Origin of the sequence: Streptomyces sp. Mut1 (assembly GCF_030719295.1) — a bacterium.
In the GTDB taxonomy this organism is placed as follows: Bacteria; Actinomycetota; Actinomycetes; order Streptomycetales; family Streptomycetaceae; genus Streptomyces; species Streptomyces castrisilvae.
This window is the reverse complement of the sequence record NZ_CP120997.1, coordinates 1,279,703-1,296,271: the sequence shown is the minus strand read 5'-3', so window position 1 is coordinate 1,296,271 and position 16,569 is coordinate 1,279,703. Positions and strand designations below refer to the sequence as shown.

Sequence of the window (16,569 nt, the reverse complement as noted above, 5' to 3'; positions counted from 1 at the left end):
CCGTCGGGTCCTTTGCCTCCGCACAGTCGAGTCCGGGGGTACTCCGGAAGGTAGAAGGCAGGAAACACCTATGCGACAGGTCACGCGTAAAGGCCTGATCACCATGGCGGCCGCGGGCGGCGTTCTCGCCCTCAGCGGTGGCTACGCGCACGCCGACGCGGGAGCGGCCGGCGCCGCGTCGAATTCCCCGGGGGTGCTTTCAGGGAATTCGGTACAGATTCCGGTCAACGTGCCGGTCAACGTGTGCGGCAACACGGTCGACGTCGTCGGCCTGCTCAACCCGACCGCGGGCAACGCCTGCGCCAACGGTTCGGGCGGCGCGTCCGCCGGCTCCCACGGCTCCACCGCGGGCACGTCCGGCAGCCACGCCGGCGACGGCCACGCCTCGAACGAGCACGGCCAGGCGGGCGCCGGGAAGCACCGGGGCACCCGCGGCGACGACGGGGGCGGAGCCACCGCCCAGGGGTACACGCAGGGATCACCCGGTCTGCTCTCGGGCAACCTGGTCCAGGCGCCCATCGACATTCCCGTGAACGCCTGCGGCAACAGCATCGATGTCATCGGCCTGCTGAACCCCGCCATGGGCAACACGTGCGAGAACGAGAGCACGCCGCCGGTCGACGTTCCGGAGCCGCCGGTCCGCCATGTGACTCCGCCGGCGCCGCCCACCGTCCCCAATGCGCCCGAGCCGCAGACCGTGCCCGAGGACACCCCGCAGCTCGCCCACACCGGAGCGGGCGGGCTCGACCTGCTCATCCCGGCCAGTGCCGGCCTGCTCCTCGCGGGCGCGGGCACGGTGCTCTACCGCCGCGCCAAGGCCGCCGCCTGACGGCAGCGCCCGCAGCGGCGAGCACCATGAAGTGAGTGAACGGGCCCCGCGGCAGCGGGGCCCGTTCACTGTGTCCGGACGGCCTGCGAGTCCACGGGTGCCGTCACCAGGTGGCCCGCAGCTGGCGGATGATCCGGCGGCGCAGCCGCACGCGGCGGCTGCCGTCCCGGCGCAGCGTCAGACGGTCCAGCTCCCAGTGCCCGTACTCGGCATGGTCGGTCAACAGGCGGGCCGTGTCCTTCCGGGACACCCCGCGCGGCACGTACACGTCGACAAATTCGTATTCCGGCATCGAATCTATTGTGCGGGCAGAGCCCCGGTACGGATAGCGTCTGCCCCATGTCTGATGCTGCGCAGCCCACCGCTGCCGAGGTACGCGCCGCCGCCGATGCGGTCAAGGCCGCGATCGACCACCACCTCCAGGCGGTCGAACGCCGGTCGGGGGACGATGACCCAGCTGTCTACGACGCGTTCAACGCACTGGCCGCCGCGGCCGAGGCCTACGACGAACTCCTCTACGACCGTCACGACGAGGTCACTCCCTTCGAGATCCCGGGCGCGCAGGACTCCCTGCCGCCCTACAACGGCCCCGAGGAGCCGCACGCGCTCAGCGTGCTGATCCGCCGTGACTACGCGGTGGTGGAGCCGCAGCGGCTGCTCGCCCAGGCACAGCACCTCGCCGACGCCGACCCGGACGTCCGGGAGGGCAGCGGCGCGGCGGTGGTCGGCGGCAGCGTCCACGCGGCCCTGGGGGTGATCTTCGGCGAGTACGAGGCGGACGAGATCGCCTCCCGGCACGAGGAGTTCGGCCTGGAGGAGGGCGACTCCACGCTCTGGGTCGCGGCGGCCGAGGAACTGCCGGAGCCGGGGGAGTGGCTCGACGCCCCCTTCGACGACGCCGACCCGCAGCTCGTGGTCTGCCGCTTCGACGTCAGCGCCGTGTTCGACGAGGACGACCCCGACGAGGCACCGGACGGACCGGCGTACAACACCGTCTGACCGCGGGCCGGAACCGGCCCCGAGGGCCCTGTGGACGCCTGGTGCGCCCGCAGGGCCCTCATGGGTCTCACTGGGCTCACCGCTCCTGCGGTGAGCCCTCCAGCAGCGTGCGCAGCCGTGTGGTGCGCTCCTGGGCGGGGGCCTCGGCCACCGCCCGCGGCAGGGCCTGGTCGACGCCGTGGACCACGGACAGATGCCGCTCGCCCCGGCCGAACGCGGTGTAGACCCACGCCCGGCTCAGCCCGCGCGCCGCGTCCCCCGGCAGTACGACGACCACAGCGGGCCACCGCATCCCGGCCGCCTGATGGGCGCTGAGCGCCCACGCGTGGCGCACCGAGGCCGCCACCCGCTCCTGCGGTACGACGACCGGGGTCCCCGCGCAGTCCAGGTGCAGGCCGTCGGCGTCCGCCGAGACGACCACGCCGGGCACGGTCCGCCCCGGGGCCGGGACGTGGGCGACCCGGTCGCCCGGGTCGAAGCCGCCGAACCGCCCGGGGCCGGGGTTGAGACGCTGCTTGAGCGCCTCGTTCAACGCCCGGGTGCCCGCCGAGCCGCCGTGGCCGACCGTGATGACCTGGGTGTCGCCCGACGGCACCCCGATGGCGCGCGGCACCGAGTCCGCGACCAGCTGCACCGTGCGGTGCACCGCCTCGCCCGCGTCCCGCACCGGGACGATGACGACCTCCTTGCCCGGGGCCTCCACCTGATGCAGCTCGCCGACGCCGATGCCCGAGACCAGCTCGCCGATCGGTCCGGCGTCCGGGGTGCGGGAGACGATCCGGGGACAGGCGCGGGCGGCCAGCACATCGGCGAAGACCTGTCCCGCACCGGCCGAGCCGAGCACCCCGGGGTCGCCGCTGAGCACCAGCCGGGCGCCGTCGGCCAGGGACTCCACCAGCATCGCGCCGGTCTCGACGTCCAGCTGGGGCGCGTCCAGCACGACGAGCAGGTCGACGGCGAGCGCCCCCTCCTCGTCCCGGCCGGGTCCCTCGGCGCCCGACAGCAGCCCGGAGAGCGTGACCGCCGCGTCCGGGGCGCCGGTCCGCGCCGCCAGCCGCTGCCTGCCGTCCACGCTGTGCGCGGCGCCCAGGGCCCGCAGGCTGAGGCCGCGTGCGGCGGCGATCAGCGCGGCGGCCTCGGCCCGCGCCGCCTCGCCGCCCGTGTGCGCGACGAGGCCGTGCGCACCGGCCGCGCGGATCAGCTCGGCGGCCGAGGGGGAGGGCGCGGAGGAGGCCGCCCGCGACCAGTCCGCGTCCTTCTCGCAGGCGTTGACCAGCCGGGCCAGTCCGTCGGCGAGGCTCTCCTCGGCCAGTGCGTACCGGTCGAGCCCCAGGAGCACCCGCACCGGCTCGGCCGGCTCGCCGGACGCCTCGTCGCCGGCCGTCCCACCGGTCTCCTCGGCGGGCTCCTCGCCCTCGGGGCCGTCCTGGAAGACCAGCACCACGCCCTCCGCGATCGCGTGCTGAACGGCGGCGTCGGCGTCGCTCACGCCTCGGCCTGCCAGGGCCGTGCGGACCTGGTCCGCGTCCAGCGCGGTGTGGCCCTGGAGAGCGGCGCGCTCCAGCAGCCAGCCGGTCAGGGCGGCCGTGCGCCGTTCGTCGTCGGGGCCGCAGCCCGCGCCGAGCACCTTCCGGGCGAAGCCGTCGGCCTGCTCGGGCCCGACGCCGGGCAGTGCGAGCAGCTGCCAGGGGTCCTCGCGCAGGACCTCGGCGGCCCGGTCCCCGAGCAGGGCCGCCGCGGGCTCCGCCAGGGCGGCGGGGGCGCCGCCCGCGGACAGCACGGAGGCCGCCGCCGTGACGGCCTCGGGCGAGCCGGCCCGGGGCGCGGGGGCGGGCTCGGGCGCCCGGTCCCGTACCGGCTGCGGGACGGGGGCGGCGCGGCGGGCGGGGGCAGGGGCGGGGGAGTCGAAGAAGGCGGTGGCGGGCTTCGCGCCGCTCTCCACCGCCCGGACGGCCGCCAGCAGATCGGCCGCCGTGCCGCTCAGCTTCGCGCCGGCGTCGATCGGGCCCTCCTTCCCGGCCTTGCGCTTCTCGATCCGCTCGCGCAGCTCGCGCTGGGCGGCGAGCTCGGCCTCGGCCTCGGAGGGCGCGGGAGTCTCGTCCGTGCCGGCCTCGGCGGGCGCGGGAGTCTCGTCCGCCGTACTCTCCGCGTCCGCGTCCGCCTCCGCGACCTCTGCCACGCCGGCGTCCTCGCCCGCCCCGGGAGCGGTGGCGGGCTCGTCCGGGACGGCGGCGGCACCGTCCTCGTCGGTGGCCGGGGGGCCAGGGGATTCCCCCCGGGGAAGCGCAGTCACAGCGTGCTCCAGTCCTGGTCGGGATAGCGGTGCACGGGCGCCGACACATCGTCGAGCGCCTGGCAGATCTCGTAGGGAAGACTAAGCGCCTCCACTGACAACGCCTCCGTCAGCTGCTGCGCGTTGCGCGCGCCGACGATCGGCGCCGCGACCCCGGGCCGGTCCCTGACCCAGGCGAGGGCCACCTGGAGCGCCGTCGTGGCCAGTCCCTCGGCCGCAGTCGCCACGGCGTCCACGACGCGGCTCGCCGCTTCGTCGAGATACGGCTCCACGAAGGGCGCCAGCAGCTCGGACGCGCCGCGCGAGTCGGCCGGTGTCCCGGTGCGGTACTTCCCCGTCAGCACGCCCCGGCCCAGCGGCGACGAGGGGAGCAGCCCGACACCGAGGTCGAGCGCCGCCGGCAGCACCTCGCGCTCCACGCCCCGCTGGAGCAGCGAGTACTCCATCTGCGTACTGGCCAGCCGGGTCCGCGCCCCGGCCCCGGCGAGCTGCCAGGTCGCGGCCTTCGCCAGCTGCCAGCCGCAGAATCCGGAGACGCCTGCGTAGCGGGCCCGCCCCGACGACACCGCCAGGTCCACGGCCTGGAGGGTCTCCTCCAGCGGGGTCGCCGGATCGAAGGCGTGCAGCTGCCACAGGTCCACGTGGTCCGTGCCGAGCCGGTCCAGCGAGGCGTCGAGGGCGGCCAGCAGATGACCGCGCGAGCCGTCGACCCTGCGGTAGGGATCGGCGACGCTGCCCGCCTTGGTCGCGATGACCAGGTCGTGCCGGGGGACAAGGCCCTCCATGAGCCTCCCGAGCAGGTATTCGGCCTCGCCGCCGCCGTACACGTCGGCGGTGTCGACCAGGGTGCCGCCCGCCTCCCAGAACACCTTCAGCTGCTCGGCAGCGTCGTGCTCGTCGGTGTCCCGGCCCCAGGTGAGGGTGCCGAGCCCGATCCGGGACACTCGTAGGCCGGTGCGGCCGAGATGCCTCTGCTCCATGGGCGCCGAGATTACTGGCCGCGCCCGGCGCGCGTCGCGGGCCCGTGGACAACCGGGCCCGGGATGGCCCCTGCCGGATCGCGCGGCCGCGCGCTAGAGTCCGGAGCTCAGGGACGTTACTGATCAGTAAGGGGTTCGGCTATGCGGCTCGGCATCAATCTCGGTTACTGGGGCGCGGGGATGGACGGCGACAACCTCGCCGTCGCGCAGGAGGCCGACCGGCTCGGCTACGACGTCTGCTGGGCGGCCGAGGCCTACGGCTCCGACGCGCCCACCGTGCTGGCCTGGGTGGCCGCGCAGACCGAGTCCATCGACGTCGGCTCCGCGATCATGCAGATCCCGGCGCGCCAGCCCGCCATGGCGGCGATGACCGCGGCCACGCTCGACTCCCTGTCAGGCGGCCGGTTCCGTCTCGGCCTCGGGGTGTCCGGCCCGCAGGTCTCCGAGGGCTGGTACGGCGTCAGGTTCGACAAGCCACTGGCCCGCACCCGGGAGTACGTCGACATCGTCCGCAAGGCGATGACCCGCGAGCGGCTGTCGTACGAGGGCAGTCACTGGACGCTCCCGCTGCCGGACGGGCCGGGCAAGCCGCTCAAGCTGACCGTGCACCCGCAGCGCGAGCACATCCCGCTCTACATCGCCGCGATCGGCCCGAAGAACCTGGAGCAGACCGGCGAGATCGCCGACGGCGCGCTGCTGATCTTCCCCTCCGCCGAGCACCTGGAGGAGACCGCGGTCCGCCACCTGCGGGCCGGCCGGGAGAAGGCGGGCAGGACCATGGAGGGCTTCGACGTCTGCCCGACCGTCCCGCTCGCCGTCGGGGACGACATCAACGGCCTCGCCGACATGTTCCGCCCCTACACCGCGCTGTACGTCGGCGGCATGGGCAGCCCGAAGCAGAACTTCTACAACCGGCTCGCCCAGCGCATGGGGTACGAGAAGGAGGCCGCCGAGATCCAGGAGAAGTACCTCTCCGGCGACAAGAGCGGAGCGGCCGCCGCGGTCCCGCACCAGCTGATCGACCAGACCACGCTGCTCGGACCGGTGGAGCGCATCGCCGAGCGCATGCGCGCCTACGCGGAGGTGGGCGTCACCACGCTGACCCTGGCGCCGGCCGGATTCACCCTCGACGAGCGGATCGCCGCGCTGCGGGCCGGCACGGAGGCCCTGGAGCGCGCCGGGCTCGCCTGAGCACCGAGGGACACGCGGAGGGCGGCACTACGGCCGTGGTGGGGGCTCGGGGGTCTCCCCGCCACGGCCGTCACGCGGAACAACGCGGGCGGGCCGGCCGGGTTACGGGTCCGTGCAAAAACGGTTCGCCGGGCGTTGCGCAAACGGTTCGCCGGTCGTGCGGAACCGGGCGTGCCGAACCGGTCGTGCGGAACCGGGCGTGCCGAACCGGTCGTACGAAGACGGTTCGCCGTCCGTCGCCCGGCACCCGGACCGCGCTCGTTCGGCGCAGTCGCGGGGCGCTCCTGTTGCCCGCCGGGGCCGGGCGCATTTGACTGGCGCTCGGCGACGCCGGCACGGAGGTGGCAGTGATGCTCTCGGCAAGGAACCTGTTCCAGGAGATCCTCGACAACGACGAGTCGTTCCGGCTGTTCTGCTCCATCGCGGCCAGCGGGGAGTCCCAGGGCGGCTGGGAGAACGGGCGCATCGCGGCCCTCGTACCGCTGAGCCAGCGCCCCCTGGCCCCGAAGATCGCCCGGCACGGCGCCGACGAGGACAAGCACGGCAGGATCTTCAACGCCCTGCTCAAGAAGCGCGGCCTGACCCCCGCCGACGTCCCCCCGGACACCGACTACACCATGCTCCTGGAGCGGCACGGCATCGGCCTCGCGCACGAGCAGCTGAGCCGCGACGAGCCCCTCACCGAACGCGACATCATCACCTACCTGGCCCACAGCCGGGTCACCGAACAGCGCGCGTCCGAGCAGATGCGGCTGCTGAACAAGTACTTCGCCGACCACCCCGGACTCGGCCGCGCGGTGCGGATGATCTCGAACGACGAGGACAACCACCTGGCGTACTGCCACGAGGAACTGCTGCGCCTCGCCCGCGCCGGACACGGCCGGACCATCCAGCACATCCTGCGCGAGTGCGCGCTCGCCGAGATCCGCGTCTACCGCGACGTCAGCCTCGCCGTGATGGACCACATGGGCCGCATCCTCGGCTGGTCCCGGGCGAAGGCGGCGCTGCTCGCCACGGGCATCCGCGCCGCCTACGCGTACGAGCGCCTGGGCGGCTGGCGGCGCATGGTCAGCCTGGCACCGCCCCAGCGGCGCGACGCGCTGGGCGGCCCCGCGACCCCGGCGCCCGAGTACGCCTGAGTCCGCGGCCCCTCAGAGCCAGCCGCGCCGTTTGAACTGGCGGTACAGGCCGAAGACCGCCCCCGCCATGAGCAGCAGCACCACCGGGTAGGACACGACCCAGTGCAGCTCCGGCATGTGATCGAAGTTCATGCCGTAGATCCCCGCGACCATGGTCGGCACCGCGGCCATCGCCGCCCACGCGGAGATCTTGCGCATGTCGTCGTTCTGCCGCACCCCCATCTGCGCGAGGTGTGCGGACAGGATGTCCGACAGCAGCCGGTCGAGGCCCTCCACCTGCTCGTTGGCACGCGTCAGATGGTCCTGGACGTCCCGGAAGAACGGCCGCGCGTGCTCGTGGACGAACGGCACCCCGGCGCTCGACAGCCGGCCCATCGGCGCGACCAGCGGGACCGTCGCCCGGCGGAACTCCAGCACCTGGCGCTTGAAGGTGTAGATGCGGGCCGCCGTGTTCTTGGAGTCGGTGGTGCCGCTCGGCGCGAAGACCTGCGTCTCCAGCTCCTCCAGGTCGACCTGGAGCTCGCCCGCCACATCTATGTAGTGGTCCACGATCGCGTCGCTGACCGCGTACAGGACGGCCGTCGGCCCGTGCTTGAGCACCTCGGGCTCGGACTCCAGCCTGCGGCGCACCGCGGCCAGCGGCGCGCCCTCGCCGTGCCGCACGGTCACGACGAACGAGTCGCCGATGAACACCATCAGCTCGTGGCTGGTCACCGTGTCGTCGCCGTGGTCGTACAGGACCGGTTTGATCACCGCGAACAGCGAGTCGTCGTACACCTCCAGCTTCGGCCGCTGATGGGCGGACAGGGCGTCCTCGACGGCCAGCGGGTGCAGCCCGAACTCGGTGCTGACCTGGTCGAACTCCTTCTCCGTCGGCTCGTACAGCCCGATCCAGAGGAACGCGTCGCCGGCCGCCCGCGCCTGGGCGAGCGCGTCGGAGAAGTCGGCGGGGCCTTCGGTCCGGCGTCCCTCGCGGTAGATGGCGCAGTCGACAATCACGGCGCGCATTCTTCCCTGGTCCGCCCCCGTACGCACGTCCGGCGGGTCCTCGCGCGCCCGTCGGGGAGCACCCGGCAGCCCGTACGCTGGGGCCCATGCCCACCCTGATCCTCGTACGCCACGGACGCTCCACCGCCAACACGTCCGGGGTGCTTGCGGGCCGGACGCCCGGTGTCGCGCTCGACGAGCGCGGTACCCAGCAGGCCGCCGCGCTCCCCGGACGGCTGGCCGAGCTGCCGCTCGCCGCCGCCGTCAGCAGCCCCCTCCAGCGCTGCCGCGAGACGCTGGCCCCCCTGCTGGAGGCCCGCCCGGAGCTGCCGCTGCACATCGAGGACCGGATCAGCGAGTGCGACTACGGCGACTGGTCGGGCCGCAAGCTCGCCGAGCTGACCGACGAGCCGCTGATGACCGTGGTCCAGCAGCACCCCTCCGCCGCGGCGTTCCCCGGCGGCGAATCGATGCGCACGATGCAGGCGCGCGCCGTCGACGCGGTACGGGAGTGGAACGCGCGGATCGAGGCCGAGCACGGCGAGAACGCCCTCTACGTCATGTGCTCGCACGGCGACATCATCAAGTCCCTGGTCGCCGACGCGCTCGGCATGCACCTGGACCTCTTCCAGCGCGTCCACGCCGACCCGTGTTCGGTCACCGCGATCCGCTACACCCGGCTGCGCCCCTACCTGTTGCGGCTCGGCGACACCGGCGACCTCGCCGCGCTGGCGCCCCGCGAACCGGGCCCGGACGCCGGCGCCGCGCAGGACGCGGCGGTAGGGGGCGGCGCTGGGGCGCCGTGATCGCCGCGCGCAGTAGGGTGGACGCGCCGTAGGCGCTTTCGCGGGAGAACGCTTCCCGAGGCTCCGGCCCACCCTCATCTGCCGTCAATTCTCAAGGGAGACAGGACGTGTCCCGTCAGGTGTTCCTCTACGACCCCCCGGACCGTTTCGTGGCCGGTACGGTCGGGCTGCCTGGACGTCGTACGTTCTTCCTGCAGGCTTCCTCAGGCGGACGTGTCACCAGCGTGGCCCTGGAGAAGACCCAAGTCGCCGCGCTCGCCGAGCGCGTGGACGAACTGCTCGACGAGGTGGTGCGGCGTACCGGCGGGAACTCCCCGGTGCCCGCCGTCGCCCCGATGGACGTCACCGACACCGCGCCCCTCGACATCCCGGTCGAGGAGGAGTTCCGGGTCGGCACCATGGCGCTCGCCTGGGACGGCGAGGAACAGCGCATGATCGTCGAGGCCCAGGCCCTGGTCGAGCTGGACGCCGACTCCGTCGAGGACCTGGCCGAGGCCGAGGAGCGGCTGCTCCAGGACGAGGAGAACGGCCCGCCGATGCTCCGCGTCCGGCTCACCGGCGCCCAGGCCCGTGCCTTCGCCAAGCGCGCCCTGGACGTCGTCAACGCGGGCCGCCCGCCCTGCCCCCTGTGCAGCCTGCCGCTCGACCCGGAAGGACACGTATGCCCGCGCCAGAACGGATACCGCCGGGGCGCCTGACCGACGCCGAGACGGTCACCCTGCTCGGCGAGGGAGAGCTGACCGTCCTCGGCCGGGTGCGCGGGGCTTCCAACGCGGTGCTGTACTGCTCGGTCGCGCACGAGGGCGAGGAGGCCACGTGCGTCTACAAGCCGGTGGCCGGCGAGCAGCCCCTGTGGGACTTCCCCGACGGCACCCTCGCCCAGCGCGAGGTGGCCGCGTACGAGATCTCCGAGGCGACCGGCTGGGGCCTGGTCCCGCCGACCGTGCTGCGGGACGGACCGTACGGCCGGGGCATGTGCCAGCTGTGGATCGAGGCGGAGCCGCCCGGCGACGAGGAGCCGGGCCTGCTCGCGCTCATCGACGAGGAGGAGCCCGGCGAGGGCTGGAAGGCCGTGGCGTTCGCCGAGGTGGCGGAGGGGAGGACGGCCCTGCTCGTGCACGCGGACGACGTCCGGCTGCGGCGGCTCGCCGTGCTGGACGCGGTGATCAACAACGGCGACCGCAAGGGCGGCCACCTGCTGCCGGCGCCCGGTGGCCGGCTCTACGGCATCGACCACGGTGTGACCTTCCACGCGGACGACAAGCTGCGCACCCTGCTGTGGGGCTGGGCGGGCGAGCCGCTGCCCGCCGAGGCCGTCGAGATGCTGGACCGGCTGGCCGCGGAACTGGAGCCGGGGGCTGCCCTGGTCACCCGGCTGGCCGAACTCATCACGGCGGCCGAGATCGAGGCGCTGCGGGCCAGGGTGGGCGCCCTGCGGGCCACCGGGCTGCACCGGGAACCGAGCGGCGAGTGGCCCTCCATCCCCTGGCCGCCGGTCTGACCGCGCCCCGGTGCTCCGCCGGGGCGCGCCCGGGGAGCACCGGCATGCACGTCACGGGCCGGGGCACAAGAGTGCCTCTTCGGCCAGGATCGCCCCTCCGGTTCGTATCCGGAAGCCGCATCCGGTTACGCTCGTGGCATGCATGCCTGGCCCGCTTCTGAGGTCCCCGCCCTGCCCGGCAAGGGCCGCGACCTTCGGATCCACGACACCGCGACCGGCGGACGGATCACCCTTGACCCCGGTCCCGTCGCCCGCATCTATGTCTGCGGCATCACGCCGTACGACGCGACCCATATGGGTCATGCGGCGACCTACAACGCGTTCGACCTCGTGCAGCGCGTGTGGCTCGACACCAAGCGGCAGGTCCACTACGTCCAGAACGTGACCGACGTGGACGACCCGCTGCTGGAGCGGGCCGTGCGCGACGGGCAGGACTGGACCGAACTCGCCGAGCGCGAGACGGCCCTGTTCCGGGAGGACATGACCGCGCTGCGCATGCTCCCGCCGCAGCACTACATCGGAGCCGTCGAGGCGATACCCGGCATCGTGCCGCTCGTCGAACGGCTCCGCGACGCGGGCGCCGCCTACGACCTCGACGGGGACGTGTACTTCTCCGTAGACGCCGACCCGCACTTCGGCGGGGTCTCGCACCTCGACGCCGAGGCGATGCGGCTGCTCTCCGCCGAACGCGGCGGTGACCCGGAACGTCCGGGCAAGAAGAACCCGCTCGACCCGATGCTCTGGATGGCGGCCCGCGAGGGCGAGCCGAGCTGGGACGGCGGCTCGCTCGGAGCCGGCCGGCCCGGCTGGCACATCGAGTGCGTGGCCATCGCCCTGGACCACCTCGGCATGGGCTTCGACGTCCAGGGAGGCGGCTCCGACCTCGTCTTCCCGCACCACGAGATGGGTGCCTCGCACGCCCAGGTGCTGACCGGCGAGCACCCGTTCGCCCAGGCGTACGTGCACGCCGGCATGGTCGCCCTGGACGGCGAGAAGATGTCCAAGTCCAAGGGCAACCTGGTCTTCGTCTCGGCGCTGCGCCGTGACGGCGTCGACCCGGCTGCGATCCGCCTCGCCCTGCTCGCGCACCACTACCGCTCCGACTGGGAGTGGACCGACCAGGTGCTCGCCGACGCCGTGGCGCGGCTCGCCCGCTGGCGCGCCGCCGTCTCCCGCCCCGACGGGCTGTCCGCCGACGCCCTGGTCGAGGAGGTCCGCGCGGCCCTCGCCGACGACCTGGACACCCCGGCAGCGCTGGCCGCCGTCGACCGCTGGGCCGGACGGCAGAGCGCCGAAGGCGGTGCGGACGAGGGTGCGCCCGGCCTCGTCTCCCGTACCGTCGACGCGCTGCTCGGCGTCGCGCTGTAACCACCCTGTCCGTAACTCTCCGTTGCGGCAGCCCACTTCACCGGCCCCGAACTTCTTGATGAAGTTCGGGGCCGGTTCCGTTTTGTCCATGGTCAAATGCTTGATGCTGCGCTAAAAGCGCTCTATGCAATCATCAACGCGCATCAGATCGGCGGTAGTTGCAGCGCTGCTGGGACTGCTCGCCGTACTCACAGGACCGGGCAGCGCCAGTGCCGCGGACCCGGCCGCGCCCACCGGCACGACCGTCGGCGACCTCACCGGCTTCGCCGCCGACGGGGCCGTGTACCGGCTGACGGCGGGCCCGGCGAAGGCCCGGGTCAGCTTCGTGTCCGAGGAGACCTTCCGCATCGAACTCGCCCCGGACGGAACCTTCCAGGACCCGGCCGGCGACGCGATCGTGCTGCCGCAGGGCTCCGCGCCCCGCACCCGCTGGAAGGAGCGCGGCGACCGCTACGAACTCTCCACCCGAAGCGTCACCCTCCGTGTCTACAAGTCGCCTCTGCGGTTCGCCCTGTACCGGGCCGACGGCAGCCAGGTCTGGTCCGAGGCGAAGGGGCTGAGCTGGGACGCCGAGCAGACCACGCAGACCCTGGCGCGCGGGGCCGACGAGCAGTTCTACGGCGCCGGCATGCAGAACGGCCGCGGCAACACCTCGCACCGCGGCAAGACCGTCGAGGTGGGCGTCGACTACAACTGGGACGACGGCGGCCACCCCAACTCGGTGCCGTTCTACCTCTCATCGGCCGGCTACGGCGTCTTCCGCAACACCTTCGCGCCCGGCACCTACGCCTTCAACGACCCGGTGACCACCAGCGAGCGGGAACAGCGCTTCGACGCCTACTACTTCGCCGGCGACAGCGCCAAGGACGTCATCGGCCAGTACACCCAGCTCACCGGCAAGCCGTTCCTGCCGCCCGTCTACGGCATGGAGATCGGTGACGCCGACTGCTACCTGCACAACGCCAACCGGGGCGAGCGGCACACCCTGGACGCGCTGGAGGTCGCCGACGGCTACCTCGACAACGACATGCCCAACGGCTGGATGCTCGTCAACGACGGCTACGGCTGCGGCTACGAGAATCTCGCCGAGACCGCGCAGGGCCTCCAGGACCGCGGCATGCAGGCCGGGCTGTGGACCGAGGACGGCATCGACAAGCTCGCCGACCAGGTCGAGGCGGGCCAGCGCGTCGCCAAGCTCGACGTGGCCTGGGTCGGCGACGGCTACAAGTTCGCGCTCGACGGCTGCAAGGACGCCTACCAGGGCATCGAGGACAACAGCGACGCCCGCGGCTTCACGTACGCCCCCGAGAGCTGGGCGGGCGCCCAGCGCTGCGGTGTCCAGTGGTCCGGCGACCAGTACGGCACCTGGGAGTACATCCGCTGGCAGATCCCGACCTACGCCGGCGCCACGATGTCCGGACTCGCCTACACCACGGGCGACGTCGACGGCATCTTCGGCGGCAGCGCCAAGACGTACACCCGTGACCTCCAGTGGAAGATGTTCCTGGGGACCACGATGACCATGGACGGCTGGGCGGCGGCCGACAAGCAGCCCTTCCGCTACGGCGAGCCGTACACCAGCATCAACCGCGACTACCTCAAGCTCAAGGAGTCACTGCTGCCCTACCAGTACTCCTACGCCCACGAGGCGACCAAGACCGGTGTCGGCATGGTCCGGCCCCTCGTCCTGGAGTACCCGGACGACCCGAAGGCCGCCACCGACGCCGCGAAGTACGAGTTCATGTCCGGCGAGGACTTCCTCGTCGCCCCGGTCTACGAGGACAGCACCGAGCGCGACGGCATCTACCTGCCGAAGGGCACCTGGACCGACTACTGGACCGGGCGCACCTACCAGGGCCCCGTCACCCTCGACGACTACAGCGCCCCGCTCGACACCCTGCCGCTGTTCGTCAGGGCCGGTGCCAGTGTGCCGATGTGGCCGGGCATCCGCTCCTACCAGGACCGCACCGCCACCTCCCCGCTCGCCTGGGACATCTACCCGCAGGGCCGGTCGTCGTTCACGCTGTACGAGGACGACGGCGTGACCCGCGAGCACCGCGACGGCGCGTACGCCACGCAGACCGCCGACGTCCGCGCGCCCGCCCGGGGCTCCGGCGACGTGACGGTGGACATCGGGGCGAGCAAGGGGAAGTTCTCCGGCAAGCAGACCACCCGCCCCTACGAGTTCACCGTGCACACCGGCTCCGAGCCGAGCGCGGTCAAGCTCAAGGGCAAGCTGCCCCGGCTCACCTCGGCCGCCGCGTACGCGAAGGCGAAGCAGGGCTGGTGGTACGACCGTGACGACCGTGGCGGCGTGGTGAAGATCAAGACCGCCTCGCTCTCCACGGGCAAGAAGTTCTCCCTGAAGCTGGAGAACACCAGCGCGGTCGGCGGCCGCGACGCCGCCGCCACGGCCACCGTCTCCGCGCCCCAGGGGCAGGAGACCGGCGCCGGCGCCCCGGGCACCGTCGCCGTCGACGTCACCGCGGGCAAGGCGGACGTGACGGACGCGGTCCTCGCCCTCGACGTCCCGAAGGGCTGGCAGGCCACCCCCGCCGCGCCCGTGAAGCGGATACCCGCCGGAACCACCCGGCGCGTCGAGGTGAAGGTCACCCCGGCGAAGGACGCCCGGATCGGCGAGGCACGGATCACCGCCCTGGCGCGCTACCGCTCGGCGGGCGAGTCCCGGACGGCCGCCCAGCGGCTGGCGGTCTCCGTCATGCCGGCCCCGCCCAGCGGCGAGACCTGGGCGAGCGACATGGAGTGGCTGAACGAGACGAACGGATACGGCCCCGCCGAACGCGACCGCAGCAACGGCGAGTCGGGCGCGGCCGACGGGAACCCGATCACGCTGGCCGGGAAGGTGTACGAGAAGGGGATCGGCACCCACGCCGACTCCGACATCGAGGTGTATCTCGGCGGCCGGTGCTCGACGTTCACCGCGGACGCCGGCATCGACGACGAGATCGACGGCTACGGCGAGGTGGCGTTCTCCGTCGAGGCGGACGGCAAGGTGCTGTGGACCTCACCGAAGGTGACCGGGGCGTCGGACGCCGTGCCGGTGGACGTGGCGCTCGACGGCGCGCGGCATGTACGCCTGAAGGTCACCGACACCAATGACTCCAAGACCGGCGACCACGGGGACTGGGGCGCGGCGCGCTTCACCTGTTCCTGAATGACGCCGAAGGAGCGGGGGAGCCGGGCGGGCACGCACCCGCCCGGCTCCTTGCTGCCCGGAGCGGTCCTGCCCGGACCCGCCCCGGCCGAGACCGTCCCGCCCGGCTCAGTCCCGCGAAGGGCCGTCCGGTCCGTCCGGGCCGTTGTCCGTGTCCTCGTCCGGTCCGTCGCCGGACGGCTGCTCCGGCTCGCCGTCCGCGGCGCGCTCGTCGGGGCCGCCCGGCGTGGGCCGGCCGGTCCCCGGGCCGCCCGGCCGGCCGGTGCCGGGCCCGCTCACCGGTCCGGGTCCCGTCTCCGGCCGGACCGGCTTCGGCGGCCTGGTGCGGCCGCTCGACGTGTCCCGGAGATATGTCGCCTCCCCGCTCTCCGTGGCGTGCCCGCCGGACGGCTGGCCGGGGCCGGGTCCCGGGTCGCGGCGCCTGAGATAGCGCTCGAACTCCCGGGCGATGGCCTCGCCGCTCGCCTCGGGCAGCTCCGCGGTGTCCCGGGCCTCCTCCAGCGTCTGCACGTACTCGGCCACCTCGCTGTCCTCGGAGGCGAGCTGGTCGACGCCCACCTGCCAGGCGCGCGCGTCCTCCGGCAGTTCGCCGAGCGGGATGCGCAGCCCGAGCAGATCCTCCAGACGGTTCAGCAGCGCCAGCGTCGCCTTCGGGTTGGGCGGCTGCGACACATAGTGCGGCACCGCGGCCCACAGGCTCACCGCGGGCACGCCCGCGTGCGTGCACGCCTCCTGGAGGATGCCGACGATGCCCGTCGGACCCTCGTACCTGGTCTCCTCCAAGTCCATGGTGCGCGCCAGATCGGCGTCGGACGTGACGCCGCTGACCGGTACCGGCCGGGTGTGCGGGGTGTCGCCGAGCAGCGCGCCGAGCACCACCACCATCTCGACGCCCAGCTCATGCGCGAAGCCCAGGATCTCGTTGCAGAACGAGCGCCAGCGCATGGACGGTTCGATGCCCCGGACCAGCACCAGATCGCGGGGTTTGTCCCCGCCGATGCGGACCACGGAGAGCCGGGTGGTCGGCCAGGTGATCTTGCGTACCCCGCCGTCCAGCCACACCGTCGGGCGGTTGACCTGGAAGTCGTAGTAGTCCTCGGCGTCCAGCGCCGCGAACACCTCGCCCTTCCACTCCCTGTCCAGGTGCGCGACCGCCGTGGAGGCGGCGTCACCTGCGTCGTTCCACCCCTCGAACGCGGCCACCATGACCGGGTCGATCAGCTCGGGAACCCCGTCGAGCTCGATCACCCAGGCCTCCTTCCGAAGTTCCCTTGCGTACGGAACAACCTTACGGCTTACGG

14 protein-coding genes are annotated in these 16,569 nt (G+C 73.1%); 9 read left to right on the top strand and 5 right to left on the bottom strand.

Features of this window, described 5'->3' with window-relative positions; genetic code table 11:
- Positions 1–70 precede the first annotated feature (70 nt).
- On the top strand, positions 71–829 hold the full coding sequence (locus P8A18_RS05365; protein WP_306052192.1) for a chaplin: 759 nt from the start codon (positions 71–73) through the stop codon (positions 827–829).
- A 103-nt stretch (positions 830–932) separates the two neighbouring features.
- Here P8A18_RS05365 and P8A18_RS05360 read toward each other — a convergent pair whose 3' ends face one another.
- Positions 933–1,121 (bottom strand): DUF5703 family protein, encoded by a 189-nt coding sequence (locus tag P8A18_RS05360; RefSeq protein WP_018103708.1) that lies wholly within the window; start codon positions 1,119–1,121, stop codon positions 933–935.
- Between the two features lie 47 nt (positions 1,122–1,168).
- Between P8A18_RS05360 and P8A18_RS05355 the strand changes: the two genes are divergently transcribed.
- The gene (locus P8A18_RS05355; protein ID WP_306052190.1) at positions 1,169–1,828 is read left to right on the top strand and encodes a hypothetical protein; all 660 of its coding nucleotides are present in this window, start codon (positions 1,169–1,171) and stop codon (positions 1,826–1,828) included.
- 76 nt (positions 1,829–1,904) lie between these two features.
- Here P8A18_RS05355 and P8A18_RS05350 read toward each other — a convergent pair whose 3' ends face one another.
- Together P8A18_RS05350 and P8A18_RS05345 are read right to left on the bottom strand one after the other, a co-directional pair.
- On the bottom strand, positions 1,905–4,121 hold the full coding sequence (locus P8A18_RS05350) for a helix-hairpin-helix domain-containing protein (RefSeq protein WP_306052188.1): 2,217 nt from the start codon (positions 4,119–4,121) through the stop codon (positions 1,905–1,907).
- Positions 4,118–5,101, bottom strand: a complete 984-nt coding sequence (locus P8A18_RS05345) for an aldo/keto reductase (RefSeq protein ID WP_306052187.1) — start codon at positions 5,099–5,101, stop codon at positions 4,118–4,120. Before P8A18_RS05345 ends, P8A18_RS05350 begins: the two co-directional genes overlap by 4 nt.
- A gap of 141 nt (positions 5,102–5,242) precedes the next feature.
- On the opposite strand from P8A18_RS05345, the gene P8A18_RS05340 reads away from it, so the two are divergent.
- Together P8A18_RS05340 and P8A18_RS05335 are read left to right on the top strand one after the other, a co-directional pair.
- Positions 5,243–6,292: an LLM class F420-dependent oxidoreductase gene (locus P8A18_RS05340; RefSeq protein WP_018556121.1), complete on the top strand. Its 1,050-nt coding sequence runs from the start codon at positions 5,243–5,245 to the stop codon at positions 6,290–6,292.
- A gap of 350 nt (positions 6,293–6,642) precedes the next feature.
- Positions 6,643–7,431: a ferritin family protein gene (locus P8A18_RS05335; protein WP_306052183.1), complete on the top strand. Its 789-nt coding sequence runs from the start codon at positions 6,643–6,645 to the stop codon at positions 7,429–7,431.
- A gap of 12 nt (positions 7,432–7,443) precedes the next feature.
- Here the strand turns inward: P8A18_RS05335 and corA are convergent, their stop codons facing one another.
- Positions 7,444–8,439 (bottom strand): magnesium/cobalt transporter CorA, encoded by a 996-nt coding sequence (gene corA, locus P8A18_RS05330; protein ID WP_306052181.1) that lies wholly within the window; start codon positions 8,437–8,439, stop codon positions 7,444–7,446.
- 86 nt (positions 8,440–8,525) lie between these two features.
- Between corA and P8A18_RS05325 the strand changes: the two genes are divergently transcribed.
- The 5 genes from P8A18_RS05325 (at position 8,526) to P8A18_RS05305 (ending at position 15,268) form a co-directional block, all read left to right on the top strand.
- A complete protein-coding gene (locus tag P8A18_RS05325) occupies positions 8,526–9,224 on the top strand; it encodes a histidine phosphatase family protein (RefSeq protein WP_306052179.1) in 699 nt (232 codons plus the stop codon).
- Between the two features lie 107 nt (positions 9,225–9,331).
- Positions 9,332–9,922 (top strand): Rv2134c family protein, encoded by a 591-nt coding sequence (locus tag P8A18_RS05320; RefSeq protein WP_018556125.1) that lies wholly within the window; start codon positions 9,332–9,334, stop codon positions 9,920–9,922.
- Entirely contained in the window at positions 9,886–10,725 is an 840-nt protein-coding gene (locus P8A18_RS05315) for an Rv2133c family protein (RefSeq protein WP_306052177.1), read from the top strand. The genes P8A18_RS05320 and P8A18_RS05315 overlap by 37 nt, the downstream gene beginning before the upstream one ends.
- 138 nt (positions 10,726–10,863) lie before the next feature.
- Entirely contained in the window at positions 10,864–12,093 is a 1,230-nt protein-coding gene (gene mshC, locus P8A18_RS05310) for a cysteine--1-D-myo-inosityl 2-amino-2-deoxy-alpha-D-glucopyranoside ligase (RefSeq protein WP_306052175.1), read from the top strand.
- A 124-nt stretch (positions 12,094–12,217) separates the two neighbouring features.
- Complete coding sequence (locus P8A18_RS05305) at positions 12,218–15,268, top strand: NPCBM/NEW2 domain-containing protein (protein ID WP_306052173.1); 3,051 nt, start codon at positions 12,218–12,220, stop codon at positions 15,266–15,268.
- 108 nt (positions 15,269–15,376) lie between these two features.
- Here P8A18_RS05305 and P8A18_RS05300 read toward each other — a convergent pair whose 3' ends face one another.
- Positions 15,377–16,516 carry a PAC2 family protein gene (locus P8A18_RS05300; protein ID WP_306052172.1) on the bottom strand — a complete coding sequence of 380 codons (1,140 nt, stop codon included), beginning with the start codon at positions 16,514–16,516 and terminating at the stop codon, positions 15,377–15,379.
- Positions 16,517–16,569 lie beyond the last annotated feature (53 nt).